At 36.4% G+C, this 20822-nt stretch carries 15 protein-coding genes and 1 tRNA gene; 14 read left to right on the top strand and 2 right to left on the bottom strand.

Going from position 1 to position 20822, the window contains the following annotated elements; translation table 11 throughout:
- Positions 1–70: 70 nt before the first annotated feature.
- The 6 genes from JCM15579_RS02615 to JCM15579_RS20375 all read left to right on the top strand — a co-directional run bounded on the left by JCM15579_RS02615 (position 71) and on the right by JCM15579_RS20375 (position 4865).
- Positions 71–730 (top strand): toxin-antitoxin system YwqK family antitoxin, encoded by a 660-nt coding sequence (locus JCM15579_RS02615; RefSeq protein WP_054715315.1) that lies wholly within the window; start codon positions 71–73, stop codon positions 728–730.
- Between the two features lie 797 nt (positions 731–1527).
- Positions 1528–1743, top strand: coding sequence for a hypothetical protein (locus JCM15579_RS02605; RefSeq protein WP_054715306.1), 216 nt, complete (start codon positions 1528–1530; stop codon positions 1741–1743).
- A complete protein-coding gene (locus JCM15579_RS02600) occupies positions 1712–2068 on the top strand; it encodes a hypothetical protein (RefSeq protein WP_054715304.1) in 357 nt (118 codons plus the stop codon). The genes JCM15579_RS02605 and JCM15579_RS02600 overlap by 32 nt, the downstream gene beginning before the upstream one ends.
- A gap of 469 nt (positions 2069–2537) precedes the next feature.
- Positions 2538–2921, top strand: coding sequence for a hypothetical protein (locus JCM15579_RS02595; RefSeq protein ID WP_157471284.1), 384 nt, complete (start codon positions 2538–2540; stop codon positions 2919–2921).
- A 141-nt stretch (positions 2922–3062) separates the two neighbouring features.
- Positions 3063–3776 (top strand): hypothetical protein, encoded by a 714-nt coding sequence (locus JCM15579_RS02590; protein WP_054715301.1) that lies wholly within the window; start codon positions 3063–3065, stop codon positions 3774–3776.
- Between the two features lie 756 nt (positions 3777–4532).
- A complete protein-coding gene (locus tag JCM15579_RS20375; RefSeq protein ID WP_172677347.1) occupies positions 4533–4865 on the top strand; it encodes a hypothetical protein in 333 nt (110 codons plus the stop codon).
- A gap of 236 nt (positions 4866–5101) precedes the next feature.
- Here the strand turns inward: JCM15579_RS20375 and JCM15579_RS02580 are convergent.
- Both JCM15579_RS02580 and JCM15579_RS02575 read right to left on the bottom strand, forming a co-directional pair.
- Positions 5102–5183 (bottom strand) — tRNA-Leu (locus JCM15579_RS02580).
- Positions 5184–5370: 187 nt separating this feature from the next.
- Positions 5371–6909, bottom strand: a complete 1539-nt coding sequence (locus JCM15579_RS02575) for an AbgT family transporter (RefSeq protein WP_054715297.1) — start codon at positions 6907–6909, stop codon at positions 5371–5373.
- Positions 6910–7215: 306 nt separating this feature from the next.
- Here JCM15579_RS02575 and JCM15579_RS02570 point away from each other — a divergent pair, with 306 nt between their 5' ends.
- The 8 genes from JCM15579_RS02570 to JCM15579_RS02535 all read left to right on the top strand — a co-directional run bounded on the left by JCM15579_RS02570 (position 7216) and on the right by JCM15579_RS02535 (position 20735).
- Positions 7216–8211: a dihydroorotate dehydrogenase-like protein gene (locus JCM15579_RS02570; RefSeq protein ID WP_054715290.1), complete on the top strand. Its 996-nt coding sequence runs from the start codon at positions 7216–7218 to the stop codon at positions 8209–8211.
- Positions 8212–8606: 395 nt separating this feature from the next.
- Positions 8607–10166 (top strand): L-piperidine-6-carboxylate dehydrogenase, encoded by a 1560-nt coding sequence (gene amaB, locus JCM15579_RS02565; protein WP_054715287.1) that lies wholly within the window; start codon positions 8607–8609, stop codon positions 10164–10166.
- Between the two features lie 198 nt (positions 10167–10364).
- Positions 10365–13115: a DUF3352 domain-containing protein gene (locus JCM15579_RS02560; protein WP_054715284.1), complete on the top strand. Its 2751-nt coding sequence runs from the start codon at positions 10365–10367 to the stop codon at positions 13113–13115.
- 155 nt (positions 13116–13270) lie between these two features.
- Positions 13271–14920: a hypothetical protein gene (locus JCM15579_RS02555; protein WP_054715281.1), complete on the top strand. Its 1650-nt coding sequence runs from the start codon at positions 13271–13273 to the stop codon at positions 14918–14920.
- 25 nt (positions 14921–14945) lie between these two features.
- Positions 14946–16418 (top strand): DUF5723 family protein, encoded by a 1473-nt coding sequence (locus JCM15579_RS02550; protein ID WP_054715278.1) that lies wholly within the window; start codon positions 14946–14948, stop codon positions 16416–16418.
- 811 nt (positions 16419–17229) lie between these two features.
- Positions 17230–17475, top strand: coding sequence for a DUF4834 family protein (locus JCM15579_RS02545; RefSeq protein WP_054715275.1), 246 nt, complete (start codon positions 17230–17232; stop codon positions 17473–17475).
- A gap of 160 nt (positions 17476–17635) precedes the next feature.
- Entirely contained in the window at positions 17636–19189 is a 1554-nt protein-coding gene (locus tag JCM15579_RS02540) for a glycine--tRNA ligase (protein WP_054715270.1), read from the top strand.
- 313 nt (positions 19190–19502) lie between these two features.
- Positions 19503–20735 carry a carcinine hydrolase/isopenicillin-N N-acyltransferase family protein gene (locus tag JCM15579_RS02535; protein ID WP_054715268.1) on the top strand — a complete coding sequence of 411 codons (1233 nt, stop codon included), beginning with the start codon at positions 19503–19505 and terminating at the stop codon, positions 20733–20735.
- Positions 20736–20822: the final 87 nt, after the last annotated feature.

Raw genomic sequence — 20822 nt, 5'->3', positions numbered from 1 at the left:
ATATCATACAAAACAAGAGATACTTTGCCACTTATACCCAATAGATAAATTTACCTTACAAAATATATAGATGATATTCTTTAATATACAATTAACTGGTTTGTTATGCATTTTTGCATTTAATACTATTCTGAATAAAGCCAATTTATCTCAGGAAGAAATTATTAATGAATCTATAGATACTCTATATTATGAAACTGGTGAAATAAGAGCCATATTAGAAATGAAAGATTCTTTGTTACATGGTAAATTTTTCTTTGAAAACGGAAAACTGCTAGCATCGGGTGCCTATAAAAATGGGATTATTAATCTAAAATGTAATTTTAACAAAGAGGTTATCCCCCAAAAATATAGAATTGGTGAATGGGTATTTTATTACAACAATGGACAACTAAGAAACCAAAAAAGTTATACCAATGGCAAAAGAAATGGTCTCGTGAAAGAATGGTATCCCAATGGACAAATTATGATCGAGGCAATTTTTGAAAATGGAAAATACAATGGAGAATGTTATTCTTGGTTTGAAAATGGCAATATGATGGAATCAAGTCAATTTGTTATGGGTATTAAAGATGGAGAGTCCAAACAATACTTTGAAAATGGTATTTTAAAAGAAAAAGGAAATTATTCTGAAGGAGTAAAAATTGGTAGATGGGAATATTGGGACAATCAAGGTAGATTAAGAAAAACTGAAGATTATCTACCAAATAAAAACATCCCGAATAAATGAATGAACCCGATTATCGGAAAGGATTCGCTCTGTAGCAAGAGACCATCATTAACTAAAGCGATAAATTCTTATCAACATACAGTTGAAAAACAAAACATTAAAAATATGTATTTTGGTTATTTTTTAAACTTCCTAGGTTTTATAGTGCTTAGATTTCTATTCCAACGAAAAGTAAAATACCTTGGATGGGAAAGTGCTGAATGGAAATTTGTACGTGTTGGTATAGTTGTATTAATTGTATTATTTTTTTTATTTGGCAAATTAATAGAATACACCACAACTGCATAGACATAACTACCTAATAGTCCGAGCATGCACAAACTTATGGTGCTAGCTCTCCACTCCTATCCATTTTCAAAGAAAACAATGTAATAACAACCCATTTGCAGCAATGCGAGTGGTTTTTTTAATGCATTTATTACAAATACCTCTCTGTCCTTCGAGCATCTCTTCCCTATTAACGGGACAGGCTTTTTTGTATTCATGAATTTACGATACCTGTCAGGTATTTTGGCATACAACTATATCCCAAATTGCCGCAAGTCTGTGACTTGTGGCTAAAACCATAACATACAAGTCTGTTAAAATGGCTGGGTTTAATTTACTTACTGCAGAACCAACCAATTATTGCTACATTAGTAATTCCTTATTTGTACAATAATTATGAGTCGGATCTCAATTTAAAGATATACTTGTTGAAAGTTAAGAAGTATTGATGTTATTGCCACAAGTCTCAGACTTGCGGCAGTTGGGGGGACAAAAAGTAAAAGCTATTGTTAAACGAGTAAATAAATATAATGACTAGAAAAGAACTATTTTTTCATCTGCTTGAAAATGAACTTAGTAAACATGGGTTCAAATATTTTAAGTCTAAAAATAAGTTTTTAAAGAAAAATAATGGTGATGAATATATTATAGACTATGAAGTTTGGCCTAATTTCATTCAAGTTGAAGCAAATTTTAAAATAGTAATCAAGAAAATTGAGGATATTAAAAAAAAAGGCTTGGAATGATGAATACGTAAAATTTATATCAGTTGGAAGACAAAAGTCCTATCTAATTGATGATCCAGGTAGTGCCACAAGTTGGACTGATACAGAAAAGAATATAAAAAAATCTGTGAGCGATGAAATTAATTTTTATGTTGACTATGGTCAGCAATATTTTGAAGAGAAAAGTGACTTAGTAAAACTTAATAAATTACTAAACGCAAACCCAGGAGAAGAGCTTTATTTAGCCTATAATCCATTTCAAACTATCTATTTAGCAATTATTGTCGCAAAATTAAATGATCATCGAAACTATCGGAACTATATGGTATTTACAGAAATATTATAGAGAATCTAAACTCAAGTTTTTTGAATAGGTACGATAAACTAGTAAGTTATTTGGAATCCTCAGATAGTCTGAGCTTGCACTAACCGCTGGTGCTAGTGTTCCAATCGTATCAATTTTCAAAGAAAATATTTTAAACACAACCCACTTGCTGCAATGTAAGTGGGTTTTTTTGTGTATTTATTCCAAATACCTCTCTGCCCTTCGGACATCTCTTCCCGATTCTCAGGACAGGCTTTTGCATTCAGTAATTTTCCATTATTGTCTGCCAATGCAAACCTATTTCTTGATATTCCCGCACTATTTTTTGCTAGCCTTGGCTTAGGTATTGTTCTTTTTGGCCTACCAATTAAACTCGCCTATGTATTTTCTGCTCTTCTTGGGTTATTTTCTAACACTTTTGGCTTAGATACTGCCAATGCCCACTTACTTACTTCTGGCCCCGCCCTATTTTCTGTCAATCCCGTATTATTTGTTGCCATTCCCGTCGGGTTTATTAACTTCTATGGCGGGATTGGCAGATCGTAAGCCTAGATTGTTAACTTCTAAGGCAGGATTGGCTGTTCGTACGGCGGGTTTAACAATATCTATGATGGGATTGGCAGGTCGTAAGGTGGGATTGGCTACTTCTATGGCGGGGCTGGCAGATCGTAAGGCGGGATTGGCAACTTCTAAGGTGTTTTATTTGATATTCATAATCACATACCAAACAACTACTAAATTATGCCTTGCCATGTACCAAAATGCATTAAAAACTACATTCAAACAATTAAAACCACTCAATACACCAAAACTCCTACTCAAACTAAACCCAAGCATATTAAACCATTACGAAAGGATAGTTTTTCACTTTTAAGTTTTATAATATTTTCACAAAGTTTTAATGGCACAAAAACTAAATCAATCATACAATTATTACATAATTGTTTAATTTGGTTTTTATTAATAACTTAATACTTTCAAAAAATCAATACTATTACAATTGAAAATTAAAACTATGAAAGAAAACAAATCGATTAATTTAAGTTATCCTGAATTAATACAACGTGCCGATAGAGTTGCTATGGTTGTACAGCGCGATATCACAGAATTTCAAAAGTATGGCTATGCCGAAAATGTTCACGAAGAGGTTGCCGCAAAATGTCTTGCTTTTAAAGAGGTAGAATCGGATATGTTTTGGGAAGGACAAAAGGTATTGGCCACCAACAAAAAAGAGAATTGCAAAGGCAAATTGGTAGAAATTCTTGGTGAGTTTGCATTTAAATCGAAATTGGCTTTGGGTGAGCATACGAAAGAATACAAAATGTTTCGATTTACTGGTTTAAAAAAGCTTAGCGACAAGGAATTGATTCCTTATGCTTCGCATGTAATTAAAACCGCCAGGTTAATGCCTGATGAATTGGCGAAGCGGAATTTAACCATTGAAGATTTTACCGCTGCCGAATCTGCTACCAAGGCACTGGATGATGCCATAGATGCTCAGGCCGATGCCATAGCAGTTCGCGAACAAAAAAGCTTAGAACGCCTAAATAAGGGTAGCGAACTTTATAAGATGATTTCGGAGCTTTGTGATGTAGGCAAAAGAATTTGGGAACACAAGAACGAAGCATTCTATAATGACTATGTTTTGTTTGGTTCAAGCAAATCAACATCGCATAACGAAGAAGAAGAAACAGAAAGTGTAGCGGAGGAAGCAAGCACTGGGGAATAATAGTTTTTCATTGAAATACTTTGAAGTGTAAACAACTTCTAATTCCATACCTACAATATTCCACAGAGTTACACAAGCCTCTTACTATAAATAAATTGTTTGAGGCTTTTTTAACGCTTTGATATTTTTTAAATTTAAAATACCCTTGTAGAAATGTTGTTTTTCCTGAACCAAACATACTGGAAAATAAAATGCGATGATTCTCAGTAACCACAACATGATATATAAAGTTTACTAACTAACAGTTCTTCAACCGAAACTCTAACACTTCCTTCACTTATCACTTGAGATATACTTTCAACTTACTATTTTTTAACAATAAAAATCAGTAATTTTAGACTTCTATTTAGCCTATCCATATATGGAACACACTGAACACATTAGAATCTCATTAAATAAAATAAGAAGTCAATTTCAATTTGAAATTGATTACCTAAAAGAATATATTGAATTCAATGAAAAGACTCTAAAAAAAGAAGTTGCGACTTAAATATCTCTATGAAGGATGACATTAATAATAATCCGGCACATGAAAGCATCTTGAGGTCAATCTATCAACACGAATTAATAAAAATACCCTCCTACTTTTATCACTCAACCTTAATATCGGTATATTCCCTACTTGAAACTACATTAAATTTAATTTGTGAAGAATTTATACAAACTACTTCATTTCCTCTAACACTTAAACATTTTGCAGGAGGTAATATCATAGATAAATCCAAAGTATTTCTTTCAAAAGTAGCATCCTTAGATATGTCGAAAGTTAACAAACAATGGGTAGAAATAACAAAATTCCAAAAACTAAGGAATTTTATTGTGCATCAGAATTGTATCTTACAATTAGATTCAAAGGATGGAAAAATAAAATCGAATCAAATCAATCTACTGAATGGGATTGGTAATATTAAAATTGACACCAATGATGGTACTTTCATACTACTCAATTCTAAACCAATCCTTAACTTCCTTAATCACATTGATGAATTTATACATGAAATCATCATGCAGCTAGGAGAAAACTCGTACCCTGATTTTGATGATATTTTTCGAACCAGAGAACATTATGGCGATAATCTTCCATTTTGAATTGTACACCTATGATGGAATAGTCCAGCTAGTACCTATTAAAAAAATATCTTAAATACTATCTATTTGCAGAAAATATGAGTGGGATTCTATATGTGTCGATTAAAACACCTCTCTGTCCTACGGACATCTCTCCTCAAAGAGAGAATTGATTTACAACTTTAAAGAATTCACTTATTCCTAGTATCTGATAAAATAAAAAAATCCTTCCGAATATCATCGAAAGGATTTTTTAGTACCCAGGGCCGGGATCGAACCGGCACGGGTTGCCCCACTGGTGTTTGAGACCAGCGCGTCTACCAATTCCGCCACCTGGGCATTGCTTTTGAATGCGATGCAAATATAGACCTTTGTTTGATTCTCGCAAAACAAAAACTGCATTTTTTTGAAAAAAAATGAATAAAAAAATCTCAGCACCTAGGGCGGAAAGCCCTACTAGTACTGAGATTCATATTTTTACACTCAAAATAAATATTTCATTTGAGCAGCAATTTTTTTTGAAATTTTATTGCGGCATGCTGTATTCAAGGCCTGCTCCTGGTCCCAAAGGCAATCCAAGAAGAATCCAAACCATCAAAACAATTACCCAAACCACAAAAAATGCAACCGAATATGGCAACATTGTGGCAATAATGGTTCCGATACCTGCATTCTTTTCGTATTTCTGGAAATAAGCAATGATTAAAGCAAAGAAACTCATCATCGGAGAAATTACATTGGTAACACTATCCCCTATTCGATATACTACCTGCGACAACTCCGGCGAATAACCCATCAGCATAAACATCGGGATGAAAATTGGTGCCATGATGGCCCATTTTGCCGATGCCGATCCCATAAGCATATTAATAAGTGCCGATAGAAGCACGAAAAGAATCATTAATGGAATCATACCAATTTCGGCAGCCATAAGTGCTCCTGCCCCTTTAATGGCCATAATTACCCCTAAGTTCGACCATTTGAAATAGGCAACAAATTGCGCTGCAAAAAATACAAGTACATAGTATCCGGCAAGGGATTGCATCGATTTTGCCATTCCCTTCATGATATCTGCATCGTTTTTGAAAACTTTGGCTCCAAATCCGTAAGCAATACCACATCCTCCTGCTCCTAAAAATAGCAAGGCTACTACCCCTTTAATCAGCGGAGAAGTTAAAAATCCACCATCAGCACCTCTAAAGAATCCATTTTCCGGAATCAATCCCCAAAGGGTAATGGCAGTTAAGAAAATCACCACATACAAGGCCCAACGTAATCCGCGACGTTCCAAGTCTGTTACATCGTGAATTTCTTCCTTGTGTAAATCGGCATCTTTATATACACCCAAACGAGGTTCAATTAATTTATCGGTAACCAAGGTTCCCACAATGGCAATTACAAAGGTTGAAACCACCATGAAGTAATAGTTGGCGGTAGGATTTACCGTAACCGTAGGATCCACAATTCGAGCAGCCTCTTGCGAAAGACCTGCAATCAGAGGATCGATGGTCCCCAAAATCAGGTTTGCTGAAAATCCACCAGATACACCGGCAAAAGCAGCAGCCATACCTGCAATTGGGTGTCGATCAACCGCTACAAAAATAATCCCTGCCAAAGGAATCAGAAGTACATATCCAACATCCGAGGCTGTATTCGATAAGATACCAGCTAGTACCAATACGAAGGTTAGCATCTTTTTAGGAGCCGACAGTACCAGTTTGCGAATTAATGTTCCAATTAAGCCACTACTTTCGGCGATACCGATTCCCAACATGGCTACCATTACAATTCCTAAAGGAGCAAATCCGGTAAAGTTATCTACCATTTCTATCAGAATGCGATGCAATCCTTCAATGGATAATAGATTTACCACCTCGATGGTTTCTTTGGTTCCTGGATGAACTGCCTGCCATCCGAATAGGGATGCCAATCCCGATAATAAAATTGCCATTACGGCAAAAATTGCAAATAAAGTAGCTGGATGCGGCAAGGCATTTCCGAATTTCTCTGTTACATTCAGAAACCTATCGGTCCAACTTTTCTTTTTCTGTACACTCTTCTCCATTTTAATCAGTTAAGGTTGGTTTAGTTTGTTGTCAATTCATGTGAAGCCACAAAAAAAGTGAAAAAAGAATAAGGCTGCAAGAAGAATTGCAAGCTTGGTATTGTCATTCCTGTAGTAGTTTTTTATTGCCAACTTTGAGCTTACATCCTGATTTTTAGTGTAAAACTTAATTTAAACCGGCAAATACAGAACAATAATATCAGGATTTTCTATCTTAGTATAAAGATTATTGATTTGTAATAAACTATTTCCCCAATTAAATTTGATAGGAAATCAATAAAATCACACAAACAAAACTTAACTGATATGCCTAACTTAACAACAAACTACCTAGGACTTGATTTAAAGAATCCAATTATTGTTGCCAGCTCTGGTTTAACTGATTCGGTAGAAAAATTAGTGGAATTGGAAGAAAATGGTGCAGGTGCCATTGTTCTAAAGTCTCTTTTCGAAGAAGAAATTATCATGGAAATGGAAGAACAAATGCATGCCATGACAAGCCGTCCTTACGTTTATCCTGAGACTTTTGACTACATGCAGGAAGAGCCACATGAAGACATTCTTCGCAAGTACTTAAGATTGATTGAAGAGGCCAAAGCCGCCGTATCGATTCCTGTAATTGCAAGTATCAACTGTGTTAGCGCCGAAAAGTGGACCTATTTTTCGAGAGAAATTGAAAAGGCTGGAGCCGATGCACTAGAGGTTAACTTGTTTGTTTTGCCAACAGATATGAATAGATCTGGCGAAGAAAACGAGAAAATTTATTTCGATGTTCTGAAAACAGTTAAAGACCAGGTTGCCATACCTGTTGCTCTAAAAATTAGTCCTTACCATTCGAACCTGGCCAATATGGTGAAGAAATTGGATGATATGGATGCTGATGGAATTGTGATGTTCAACCGTTTTTATAGTCCTGATATCGATATTCATAACTTAGGTATCACCAACGGACAAATTCTTTCACATTCGGATGACTACAAGAATTCATTAAGATGGATTGGAATCATGTCGGATAGAGTGAAATGTTCATTGGCTGGAACTACTGGTATTCATACTTCCGAAAGTATTATCAAGCATATTTTGGTTGGTGCTGATGCCGTTCAGTTGGCTTCGGTTATCTACAAAAACGGACCAGAATACATTGATATTTTATTAAAGGAAATCTACTCTTGGATGGAAGACCAGGGATTCGAAAACATTCGTGACTTTAAAGGAAAGATGTGTCAGTCGAATGCCAATGATCCTGCCGCCTACCAAAGAGTTCAGTTCATGAAGCATTTTAGAAATTTCATTATGTGCTAGAATCTTTTATTTTCAATTAAATACAGCATGCCCGAACCCATTTATTGGTTCGGGCTTTTTTGTGAGTTGAATTCCTTAAAAACCACATAAATTTCCTGTATTAAGGATTAAATCCTGAAACTTGTAGCTTCTTATAACAGAACACATAAGCAGCTTTCCCTGTTGATATGCTTAGCATCTCGAAGATGCTTAGCATGTATAAGCACTATGAATACAACGGCATTTCAATTTTTATACCTTTTGAGAATAAAAAGACAAACCAATTGAAATTCGTGAACTTAGAATTGAACACTGATGAAATAAACTGATAAAAATCATTACTATTTAGATTTAGTTTTATTAAATTGTATTCTTCTCAAGTTTAACCCTTAATACCACAATAAATTCATAATCAAATGGAAATTACAACTTCACAAGAACTCAAAAAGAATTTCGGAGTACAAGAAACTCTAAATCGATTAGGCATAACAGAGATAAATGCCGGAGTATCAACGGGAACAGAATGGTTCGATTGTAAGGGAGATATCACAGAATCCTACTCTCCTATTGACGGATCGCTTATTGCAAAAGTTAAAAATGCTGATAAGGATGATTATGAAAAAGTTCTGGTAAAAGCTCAGGAAGCCTTTAAAGTTTGGAGAAAAATGCCAGCACCAAAACGAGGTGAAATCGTCCGACAAATTGGAAATGCTTTACGCGATGCCAAAGAAGATTTGGGCAAATTGGTTAGCCTGGAAATGGGTAAGATTTACCAGGAAGGTTTGGGCGAAGTTCAGGAAATGATTGATATTTGCGACTTTGCAGTGGGACAATCAAGAATGCTTTACGGATTTACCATGCATTCGGAAAGACCAGATCACAAAATGATGGATCAGTATCATCCCTTGGGATTGGTTGGTGTGATTTCTGCATTCAATTTCCCGGTTGCCGTTTGGGCCTGGAATGCCATGATTGCTGCTGTTTGTGGTGATGTTGTAATTTGGAAACCCAGCTCGAAAGTGCCGCTTTGTGCCATTGCCTGCCACAAAATCATTCAAAATGTACTAAAAGACAATAACGTTCCTGAAGGTGTTTTCAACCTGGTAGTTGCGAAATCATCGGTAATGGGAGATAATTTTATTGAAGACAAGCGTGTTCCGTTGATTTCCGTTACCGGATCGACTGCCATTGGCAAGAGAGTTGCCGAAAAAGTTGGTGCTCGTTTGGGAAGAACCATTGCAGAGTTGGGTGGAAACAACGCCATTATTGTTGCTCCTACTGCCGATTTAGACATGGCAATTCCGGGCATTGTATTTGGATCGGTGGGAACAGCCGGTCAGCGTTGTACTTCAACTCGCCGTTTGATTATTCACGAAAGCATTTATGATGAGGTGAAGAACCGATTGCTGAGTGCCTACAAACAAGTTGAGGCCAAAATTGGCAATCCACTTGATGAAAATACTTTGGTGGGCCCGGTAATTGATGAAGGAGCGGTTGAAGTATACCAAAATGCCATTGCAGAGGTAAAGAAAGCGGGTGGTAATATTGTATTTGGCGACAAAGTATTGGAAGGAAACTATGTATTACCAACATTCTGTGAGGTAGAAAATCACTGGCAGATTGTTCAGGACGAATCCTTTGTGCCCGTACTGTACATCATGAAATACAGTACGCTTGATGATGCCATTGAACTGCACAACAACGTTCCGCAAGGTTTATCCTCATCAATATTTACCCTGAATATGAGAGAAGCACAAACCTTTATTTCTGCCGTAGGTAGCGATTGTGGTATTGCCAATGTAAACATCGGAACATCGGGTGCCGAAATTGGGGGTGCTTTTGGTGGTGAAAAAGAAACTGGTGGCGGTCGTGAGTCGGGCTCCGATTCATGGAAGACCTACATGAGAAGACAAACCAACACCCTGAACTTTGGAACTGATTTACCTTTGGCCCAAGGAATCAAATTTGATTTATAATTCAACCATATTAGATTTTCAACATTTAGCCTCGACCTATGTCGGGGCTTTTTATATCAAAAACTCTGGCTTTCGCCTAGCAAAATCATAAATTCACGAAATATCCAGGCATTGACTCAAAAGCCTTTCACATAATTTTTTAAACACTGCATAAATTCTTATTTTTGAAGCAACACTATACCTTGCAATCTGTTTACTATGCTGAAAAAAATACTTACCTCTTTCTTCATTGTTTTGCTTTTGGCAATCATTGTTTTAGGCTACCTATATCTTCAAAAACAAAAGGAATACAAAGGCGTTTATCCTTTTTCAGCAATTCCTGTGAATTCGGAATTAATCGTTCAGTTTGAAAGTTTAGAGCAACTCATCTCAAAATTGGAGAACAATACTGGCATCTGGACAGAGTTAAGCAAGTTCGAAAAAATTGCAAAAATCAACGAGAACCTTCAGTTCATAGATAGTTTGGCCAGTAAGATTGACTCCGATCATCAATTTACGCTGGACCGATCGTTTACCATGGCCAGTCATCTGCAAGGGAAAAATGACATCGAATACCTATACATTCTGCCAATTCTGGATTACCTGGAAGAAAAGAAACTACAAACAGCTGTTTCGAATTGGATTGGGCCAGACCTGGTTTTGCGAGAACGAAACTATCAAAACACAACACTATACAGCATTCCTGCAGCCAGCAAAAAGGAAAAAGAATTGCACTTTACCTTCTCAAAAGGCTTGTTTCTGGCCAGTAGATCGATGCTATTATTGGAAAACTCCGTTCGACAGCTAAGTACTGATAATTCCATATCTAAAACCAAAGGATTTGAACAAATCAGAAGAACTATTGGTAAGAATGTTGATGCAAATATCTTCTTGAATTTAAAGACTTTTCCAAAACAAATTTCCTTTTCTTTAAACAAGGAACACAGCAAATTTATTCGCAATTATACCAACATAGGGAACTGGACTGAACTTGATTTGAGTTTCAGAAATAGAATTATCCTAATGAATGGATTTACCTATAGTGATCCAAGTCAAGGAAACCTGATGAACCTGTTTTTACAACAAGAGCCTGTAAAGATGGAAATGGAATCCATTCTACCGGCTACAACTGGTGTTTTGGCTGTGTTGGGCATTGATGACCCTCTGCTTCACAAAGGAAAATACCGCAAGTTTTTAGACCAGATGGGAAAACTTTCAGACTACCAGAAAGACATTAATGATCTGAAAAAGAAAACAGGTGAAGATTTTGAAGAGATCATCTTCTCAATCATTTATAAAGAAATTGGATTGGCCTTTGCTGAAGGAAATGCTGATAAAAAGTTTACCATTATCCGTACAAAGAGTGCCAGTATTGCAAAAGAGAAGATGTTAAAACCAATTCTTGGTTTTGCAAAAAAACAGGAACGAACCCTGTCCTACTACAAAAGAACTTACAAGCTCGATTCTGAAACTTCTTTTGATATCTACCGATTGCCAGAAGATCGACTGCCAGAAAAATTATTTGGGAGTTTCTTCAGCGATGCCTCATCGGCTTATTTTACCTTTATCGACAACTATTTGGTAATGGGTCCAAGCATTAATGCATTGTCTGAGTTTATTCAGGAATCTGTTCTGGGTAAAACTTTGGATAGCAATCAAAACTACCAGGAAAACAAAGAATATTTATCAAATAAAGCGAACTTTTTCTTTTATACTTCAACTCCGAAGGCAAACCAATTTATCACCAGTTTTCTGAACGAGGAACTACAGTCAGAGATTCAAACTCATAAAGAAAGTGTAAATAAATTTCAGGCAGTTGGCTTGCAATTGAGCTCGAACAGAAATCTGGTATACAACAACCTGTTTATTGAATATGATCCGGTTCTGGAATCTGCTCCACAAACCGATTGGGAATCGAGAATTGATACTTGTTTTCGTCACAAGCCGTACCTGGTTAAAAACCATTATACAAAAGAGAACGAAATCTTTGTACAAGATATCCAAAATCAAATTTACCTGGTAAATCCAGCAGGTAGAATTCTTTGGAAAAAGCCTTTGGATTCGCAGATTATTGGTAAGGTTGAACAGATTGATCTATTTAAAAACAATAAGCTGCAATACCTTTTTGCAACCAAAAATCATCTGCATTTAATCGACAGAAACGGAAACTACGTTAAAAATTATCCGGTTCGACTAAAAGCGGAAGCAGCTCATGGCATCGCCATTTTCGATTACGACAAGAACAAAAACTACCGCATTTTTATTCCTTGTAAAGATCAGCGTGTTTATGCTTATTCAAAAGAAGGTAAGATTATTACAGGTTGGAATCCTGCGAAAGCAGAAAATCCAATTACTTGTGAAATCCAACATTTCAGGATTGGTGGTAAAGATTACATTGTTTATGCGGATAAGTTTAGGGTTTACATCTTAAACCGTCGTGGTGTTGAAAGGGTGAAACTAAAGAAGCAATTCTCTAAATCAGAGAATAATCCTTTTTACCTTGAGGAACAAAGTAACCGACTGGTTACTACTGACAATAACGGAACCATTCATTATATCTATTTAAATGGAAAAGTAGAGTCAAAATCCTTTACTCAACTATCGGAAGCACATTATTTTTCGGCTGCCGATTTAAATTCCGACGGAAAGAACGAATATCTATTTGCTGATTACAACTTCCTTAAAATTTTCGATGCTTCTGGAAATCAAAAGTTAGAGAAGAAATTCGACTCAGGAATTAGCTACAGACCCAATGTTTACAAGTTCTCGAGAAGAAAGATTGAAATTGGCATATGCACCGAAAACGAAAACAAAATCTACTTAATTGATTTAAAAGGAAATAATCATTCCGGCTTCCCGTTAAAGGGCAATACCGAGTTTTCAATTGGCTTTGCTAAATCGGGCGACAAATCGTTTAATCTTTATGTAGGTGACAATCGCAACTTCTTATTAAACTATTCCGTACACTAGGCCGTTTGTCAACAATATCAATAAATTAATGTACCAAATCTTTTTCTTACATGTATTAATTGATTTTTTTGACCCAGATAAAATTTAACATTAAGGATAGGGTTTTATGAGTTGAATTCGGTTCAAACTAATATTGCCTATTTAATTATATTACTATGATATTTAAATCACGATTTTTGATTCCACTTATACTATGTGGACTATTGGCCATTTCAACACAATCTTGTATCGATTCTGACGACTACGATATGGATCGCTTATCGGATAAAGTTGAATGGACTCCAAACATGATTGCTCCTGTTGGATATGGAACCTATACACTTTGGTATCTTTTAAACGAACATGAGTTAGATCCAAACGATCAAACCATATTCTTGGAAGGAAACAATCTCGTGATAAGACATCGCGAAAATGATATTTTCACTTATGCAGTAGATGAAGTCTTAGACTTTCCAAATCAGGTAAGTCAGAACCTTGCCATAACACTTGGTACCTTCCCGGGTATTCCGCATTCATCGATCCCTACTAATCCAATACCTTTTTCAGAAACATTCTCTGTTGATGCCGGAAATCCTGATATCATTCTTTCTAATTTGCAGCTAAACGCAAACATCAACTTCAGCCTAAGCAACCCATTAAATACCGAAGTTGATTTAACAGTTACATTCCCTGGAATAAGCGAAAATGGAACTACGGTAACCAGAACTTTTCGCGTAGGGGCCAACGCAAGCAATCAACCTGAAAGCATTACCCTTAGCAATGCTACAGTCAATTTTAAAGCTCCATACACTACCAGTAACGAGATTGATATTGATTTTTCCGTATACATACGAGACAATGGAACTACTATCAGCGGAAGCGGAGATTTAGGAATCAACTTAACGGTGCAGAATATCGATTTTATTACTGCATCAGGTGATTTTGGCAAGCAAACAATTAACATTGGAACAGGGAGTATTGATCTAGGTGTTGACTTTTGGGATGATGTAGATGGTGAATACCGTTTTGCAGATCCTAAAATTCATGTTCATTTGCGCAATTCAGTTGGTGTTCCTTTTGCAATAAACGCAAACATCACTGGTTACAGCTCAAGCGGATCTACACAAAATTTAAATCCAGATGTATTACAACCTGTTAACTATCCTAAAACCATTGCTGATGTTTTAGACACTCCTAATGAAGAGACCATTACATATGATAAAAACAATTCTGACATTGTTGATTTAATGGCACTGCCTCCATCAGACAGGTTGGATTACTTTGGCAATGTAAGTTTAAATCCTGATCCGGTAGACATTTCCACTCAGCCAAACATTGTCAGCAATACTTCCAGAATTGATGCGGATATCGAAATTGAAATTCCGTTGGAATTTACCGCAACAAACCTAACGCTTAAGGATACAATTGATGGTGTTGATATTAACGATGCCGATAAAGTAATGAATGCCGCAGTGGTAATTACGGCAAAAAATGGTTATCCACTTGATGTTACCGTTGAAAACATCCAGCTTACTGATGCCAGCTACAATGTAATTGATGAAATTAAAGACAATGAAGTAATTGATGCTGCTTCGGTTTATACTTCGGGAGCAAACGTTGGTGTAGTTGATCCAAATTCGATTAAGGAAGTTTCCCACGAAATAAAATTAACGCAATCTCAGATTGCAAATCTCAACAAAACTGAAAACATCATTATAAATGCAATTGTAAGTACCCAAAATGGAGGAATTCCGGTGAAACTAAAAGGCGATTACGAACTAAAGTTCACCATATCGGTACAAGCACAACTTGACTTAAGCAACTAAAACCAGCACTTTAAAACATCCTATAATGACAAGATTTTTAACCAAGATATTTCTAACAGGATTACTTTTTGTGATTGTGACTATGAGCGGTGTGGCTCAAAAACTGAACAACACCTTGTATTTGATGCAGAATGTACCTCAATCGAACCAAGTAAATCCAGCCATACAGCCAGAGTGTAAGGTCTTTGTTGGCTTTCCAGCTCTTAGTTCCATCTATTTTAATTACAGCAATAGCAGCTTTGCTTACAGTGATGTAATTACCGATGGAACAGGCATTAGAAGCGATTCTTTGGTAGTAAATGTGAATAGTTTTCACGATGCATTAAAAACCACAAACTTTCTTTCTCAGCAATTCGAATTGACTCTTTTTGCTCTGGGAATTAGAGCGAAAGACTTTTATTTCACTCTGGATGTAATCGAGAAAGAAGACTCGCGCTTTAGTTTCGATAAGGAGATGATTACCTTTTTAAAGAATGGTAATTATGACTACAGAGGAAGAACTGCCAACTGGGGTGGATTAGGCGTTGATGCCAATTCATATCATGAAATTGCCTTGGGAGTTTCAAAGAAAATCAACGACAAGTGGACCGTAGGTGTAAAAGGAAAAGTTCTTTTCGGTATTGCCAATCTTCATATGGAAGAGTCAGACATGTCTGTTTTTACGTCCTTAACCGGTGACCAGGTGATACTGAACTCCAAACATCGATTGAGAGCATCCATTCCGATCAATCAAATTACTTACGATGCCAATGGTTATGTTGAGGATATCAATTTTAACAGTGATGATTTTGATGAAGATTTCTTCTTGAATACCGACAACAAAGGTTTTGCTGTTGACTTGGGTATGACATATAAAATGGATGAGAAAACAACACTTTACGCAAGTGTACTTGATATTGGTGCCATTACCTGGAAATCGAACGGTTATGAGTTTGTTCAAGACGGATCATTCACCTACAATGGTGCAGACTGGTCGCAATCGGGAAATTCAAACGATCCCAATTACAGAGAAATAGAAGATGTTTTTGATGATTTGGTGGATGATATCGAAGATGAGTTTCGTGTGTCAGATTTGACTGGCACCTACTCTGTGGGCTTACCAACCAAAATTTACTTGGGAGGTTCGCACCAAATTCATAACAAAGTGAATTTAGGAGCTTTAAGTCGTACTGAAATTTTCAATGGCAAGGTTCAATCATCGCTTACTTTATCGGCAAATGCAAGATTTTTTAGAAACCTGAGTACAAGCTTAAGTTATACTGCTGTAAACAATTCCTACAATAATTTAGGATTTGGAGTAGCTGCTAAACTTGGTCCAGTGCAATTTTATACCATTACCGATAATGTAATAGCAGCAATTCGACCTAACAGCGCTCAAGTTGCCAATGTGCGCTTTGGCTTTAACCTGTTGTTTGGCTGTAAGGATAAAAACAAAAAGAAGGATGAATGTTCATGGTCTGAACCTTTAGGAAATAAAAAGAAACCATTATACAAATAAATTGTAACTTTATATTGCTCTGTGTAAACAGAGTGTTTACATCAATTTAAATTCCGGGCTACCTTCTGTGGGTAGTCCTTTTTTTTATAATTAAAAGTGATACAACATTACACTTTTAAGTTTCATTAACTTTTGTTTAAACCATTTAGCACATTTACAAGCTACATTTGTAATATACAAAACAGAGAAGTTTTTTCATAGAATTAGATTTAGGTTAGTAAATAGTGGTTAGAGAAGATCCCGAGCTGAACAAGTTCGGGATTTTTCTTTGGTATAAACTGAGCACTGAAATGCACTTTTAAACTTTATTAACTTTTGTTTAAACCATTTAGCACATTTACATCTTACATTTGTAATGTACAAAACAGAGAAGTTTTTTCATAGAATTAGATTTAGGTTAGTAAATAGTGGTTAGAAGAAAATCCCGGGCTGAACAGGTTCGGGATTTTTCTTTGATAATACTTTAGTCTTCAGCTAAAGCAAAGAATAAAGGATAAGCCAAGGTGTTTATTAAGGCATAGTGGACTAGTGCTTACAACTTCCTTATAATCCCCTTTACCGTTTCAAGTATATGAAACAGTTCGTATCATAGGCTTGAAACGCTCCGTATCAAGTGTATGAAACAGTTCGTATTAAGTGTATGAAACACTCCGTATCAAGCTTATGAAACGGTTTGTACCAAGTACTTGATACGCTAAGAACATTTAGGTATATTTTCCTTCAATCGTAAGCCTATGGAACACCATTTCCTCAGCTCTCATTTACTCATTCGTTATAATTCTGTTATCTTTGTCATTCAAATTATAAGAATATGGCATTTATAAAGTTTATCATTATTGCTGTTGGTATTTATTACCTGCTAAAATTGATCATTCGTGCAATGTTCCCTTTTTTGGTGCAGAAAACTTTTGATAAAATGCAAAAAGAGGCCAACAGACAGCAACAAGAACAACAAAAGCGAGAAGGTGAAGTTACAATCGATAAAAATCCAAACACCAAATCTAATCCGAATAAAAAGGATGTAGGTGATTATGTGGATTTCGAAGAAGTAGATTGATTTTTTAATCTTCTGCTATGCAAACGATAGTATCACACTATCCGGCAAATAAATTATCAAAAACACTAGAAATTAATGATATGGAAAAGCCAACCAATGGCTTTTTTTGTATTTTTGTGTTTCGTTCAAATTAAAATAATAAACTCAAAATATAAGATTTATGGCTCAGGAAGATGTTTTCAAGAAACTGGTTGCCCATTGTAAGGAGTACGGTTTTGTGTTTCAATCATCAGAGATTTATGATGGTTTAAGTGCTGTTTACGATTATGCACAAATGGGTGTTGAATTGAAAAACAACATCAAAAAGTATTGGTGGGATTCAATGGTATTGCTTCACGAAAATGTAGTCGGCATTGATTCGGCTATTTTTATGCACCCAACCATTTGGAAGGCATCGGGCCACGTTGATGCTTTTAATGATCCTTTGATTGATAACAAAGACTCGAAGAAACGTTACCGCGCTGATGTTTTAATCGAGGATTTGATGGCAAAATTTGAAGCCAAAATCGACAAGGAAGTTGAAAAGGCAAAGAAGAAGTTCGGCGAATCGTTCGACGAAGAGCAATTCAGAGCTACCAATCCTCGTGTAAAAGCAAACCAGGAAAAAATGGATGCGGTACACAAGCGTTTTGTTGAGGCTTTGGACAAAAACGATTTGGAAGAGTTGAAGCAAATCATCATCGATAACGAGATTGCCTGCCCAATTTCAGGAACCAAGAACTGGACCGACGTTCGTCAGTTCAACCTGATGTTCTCTACAGAGATGGGTTCTACTGCCGATGGAAGTAGCAAAATCTACCTTCGTCCTGAAACTGCCCAGGGTATTTTCGTAAACTACCTAAATGTTCAGAAAACAGGTCGTATGAAGATTCCTTTCGGAATTGCACAGATTGGTAAAGCATTCCGTAACGAGATTGTTGCTCGTCAGTTCATCTTCCGCATGCGTGAATTCGAACAAATGGAGCTTCAGTTCTTTGTTCGTCCGGGTGAGGAAATGAAATGGTTCGAAAAGTGGAAGGAAACTCGCATGAGCTGGCACAAAGCCCTTGGATTCTCTGAAGACAAGTATCGTTTCCACGATCACGATAAGTTGGCTCACTACGCTAACGCTGCTACCGATGTGGAATTTAAATTCCCATTTGGATTTAAAGAGGTAGAAGGAATTCACTCTCGTACCGATTTCGATTTAAGCCAACATCAGGAATTCTCTGGTAAGAAAATCCAGTACTTCGATCCTGAATTGAACAAGAGCTATGTTCCTTACGTAGTTGAGACCTCAATCGGTGTTGACCGTATGTTCCTTCAGGTAATGTCTGAAGCTTATACAGAAGAGAAAATCGAGAAGGAAGATGGTAAAGTTGACGAGCGTGTGGTATTGAAATTACCAGCTGCTTTGGCTCCAATCAAATTGGCTGTAATGCCATTGACCAAGAAAGATGGTCTTCCTGAAAAGGCTCGCGAAATCATTAACGACTTGAAATTCGATTTCAACTGTCAGTACGATGAGAAAGACTCTATCGGTAAGCGTTACCGTCGTCAGGATGCTATTGGTACTCCTTTCTGTGTAACTGTTGATCACCAATCATTGGAAGATAACACAGTTACCATCCGTTACCGTGATACCATGGCTCAGGAGCGTGTTGCTATTGACAAACTTTATGATATCATGAAGAAAGAAGTAAGCATGAAAGAGCTTTTCAAAAAAATGAAATAAGCTGTTTTTACAGATATTACATGGCCATTCTATTTTTAGAGTGGCCATTTTTATTTTATAACAGTATCCCTCTTGTACAAATTCCTTCGCAAACACCTACCCTCTTTGCCTTCTGCACATTCCCTATGAGAGGAAAAAACTACACAAGCTGAGATCTTGAAAACAAAATATCAACGAAAGAGGGAGGCAAATCATCCACTTAAATAATAGATAAATTCACATTTGCCTCATCACGAATAATTCATCATTTATAATTATTTTAGGGCCTCCAATTGTTTTGATTGGAAAAGACAACTAAACCACTAACTAACACATGAAACATTTAGTAAGCCTACTGCTACTTGCAGTGGTAAGCGTATGGCAATCGCATGCCTGCACAACTGCCGTAATTTCCGGCAAATACACAAAAGATGGTCGACCAATCATTTGGAAACTTCGCGACACCGAAAGCTTTGAAAACAAAATGATGTATTTCACCGATGGAAAATATCCATACATCGGATTGATCAACTCCAAGGACGAAAAAGGGGAACAAGTTTGGGGAGGATCAAACTCAATGGGCTTTGCGATCATGAACTCTGCATCTTTTAATGTAAACATGAAGGATACGACTTCTTTGAAAGATCAGGAAGGACGTTTTATGAAGTTGGCCTTGCAACAGTGTGCAAACCTTGAAGAGTTTGAACAATTATTGAAGGACACTCCTAAACCAATGGGTTTAGCGGCTCACTTTGGGGTATTGGATGCCGATGGTAACGTTGCTTTCTACGAGGTAAACAACCATACATTTACCAAGTTCGACGCTAACGATCCGGCGCAGGCTCCAAATGGTTACATTTTAAGAACCAACTATTCATTTACAGGAAAGAAAGACATTGGATATGGTTTCATCCGTTTCCAAACTGCTCAGGATATCTTCTATCAAGCTGATGCTTGTGGTGACATGAGTGCAAAGACTGTAATCCAGAACTTCTCAAGATGTTTAAAACATCCCGTACTAAAAAGAGATTTTAGAAAAGAGTTTGAAACCATTCCATACGGTGAAAATTATGTGAATTCAGGTGATTTAATTACTCGTCATGGTTCTTCATCAATGATCATGATTGAAGGCGTGAAAGATGGTGAAGACAAAGACATGGCTACCATCTGGACTCAGGTTGGCTTCCCAAATACATCAATTGCATTACCTGTTTGGGTAAAAGGTGGTAAGAATTTGCCTAAAGTATTATTGGCTGATGGAAAAGAGAATTGTCCATTAAATGAGATGGCTATGGAACTTAAAAACCGCTGCTATCCTATTTCTCGTTCGGCTGGATACAAATACTTAAAAGTATCAGAATTGATTAATGCTGAGAAAACTGGTATTATTCAAAAACTTGAAAAAGCAGAAGAGGAACTTTTCAAAAACACAGAAGAGCATCAAAAGAAATGGCGTTCAGCTAAAGTGAATAAAAAAGAGATTGAAGAATTCTACCATTGGCTGGATGATTACACTTACAAAACTTATAAGGGGATGCTTGATACCCAAAAGTACCAGAGTTTGTAAGGAAATAAACAATCGGAAAAACATTAAGTGAAGCACAGGGCAATATTGTTCTGTGCTTTTTGTATTTTAGAGCCTGAATTTTAAAAT

The organism is Marinifilum fragile JCM 15579, from assembly GCF_001310955.1.
GTDB classification, from domain to species: domain Bacteria; phylum Bacteroidota; class Bacteroidia; order Bacteroidales; family Marinifilaceae; genus Marinifilum; species Marinifilum fragile.
The sequence above is the reverse complement of the archived record's forward strand: the minus strand, read 5'-3'. Positions and strand labels throughout refer to the sequence as shown.

Bases quoted from the DNA above. Each gene is read 5' to 3' on its own strand.
- JCM15579_RS02560 (WP_054715284.1), top strand. From the start codon at position 10,365: ATGCTGAAAAAAATACTTACCTCTTTCTTCATTGTTTTGCTTTTGGCA.
- JCM15579_RS20375 (WP_172677347.1), top strand. From the start codon at position 4,533: ATGTCGAAAGTTAACAAACAATGGGTAGAAATAACAAAATTCCAAAAA.
- JCM15579_RS02545 (WP_054715275.1), top strand. From the start codon at position 17,230: ATGGCATTTATAAAGTTTATCATTATTGCTGTTGGTATTTATTACCTG.
- JCM15579_RS02550 (WP_054715278.1), top strand. From the start codon at position 14,946: ATGACAAGATTTTTAACCAAGATATTTCTAACAGGATTACTTTTTGTG.
- JCM15579_RS02555 (WP_054715281.1), top strand. From the start codon at position 13,271: ATGATATTTAAATCACGATTTTTGATTCCACTTATACTATGTGGACTA.
- JCM15579_RS02535 (WP_054715268.1), top strand. From the start codon at position 19,503: ATGAAACATTTAGTAAGCCTACTGCTACTTGCAGTGGTAAGCGTATGG.
- JCM15579_RS02605 (WP_054715306.1), top strand. From the start codon at position 1,528: ATGACTAGAAAAGAACTATTTTTTCATCTGCTTGAAAATGAACTTAGT.
- amaB (WP_054715287.1), top strand. From the start codon at position 8,607: ATGGAAATTACAACTTCACAAGAACTCAAAAAGAATTTCGGAGTACAA.
- JCM15579_RS02570 (WP_054715290.1), top strand. From the start codon at position 7,216: ATGCCTAACTTAACAACAAACTACCTAGGACTTGATTTAAAGAATCCA.
- JCM15579_RS02540 (WP_054715270.1), top strand. From the start codon at position 17,636: ATGGCTCAGGAAGATGTTTTCAAGAAACTGGTTGCCCATTGTAAGGAG.
- JCM15579_RS02590 (WP_054715301.1), top strand. From the start codon at position 3,063: ATGAAAGAAAACAAATCGATTAATTTAAGTTATCCTGAATTAATACAA.
- JCM15579_RS02615 (WP_054715315.1), top strand. From the start codon at position 71: ATGATATTCTTTAATATACAATTAACTGGTTTGTTATGCATTTTTGCA.
- JCM15579_RS02575 (WP_054715297.1), bottom strand. From the start codon at position 6,909: ATGGAGAAGAGTGTACAGAAAAAGAAAAGTTGGACCGATAGGTTTCTG.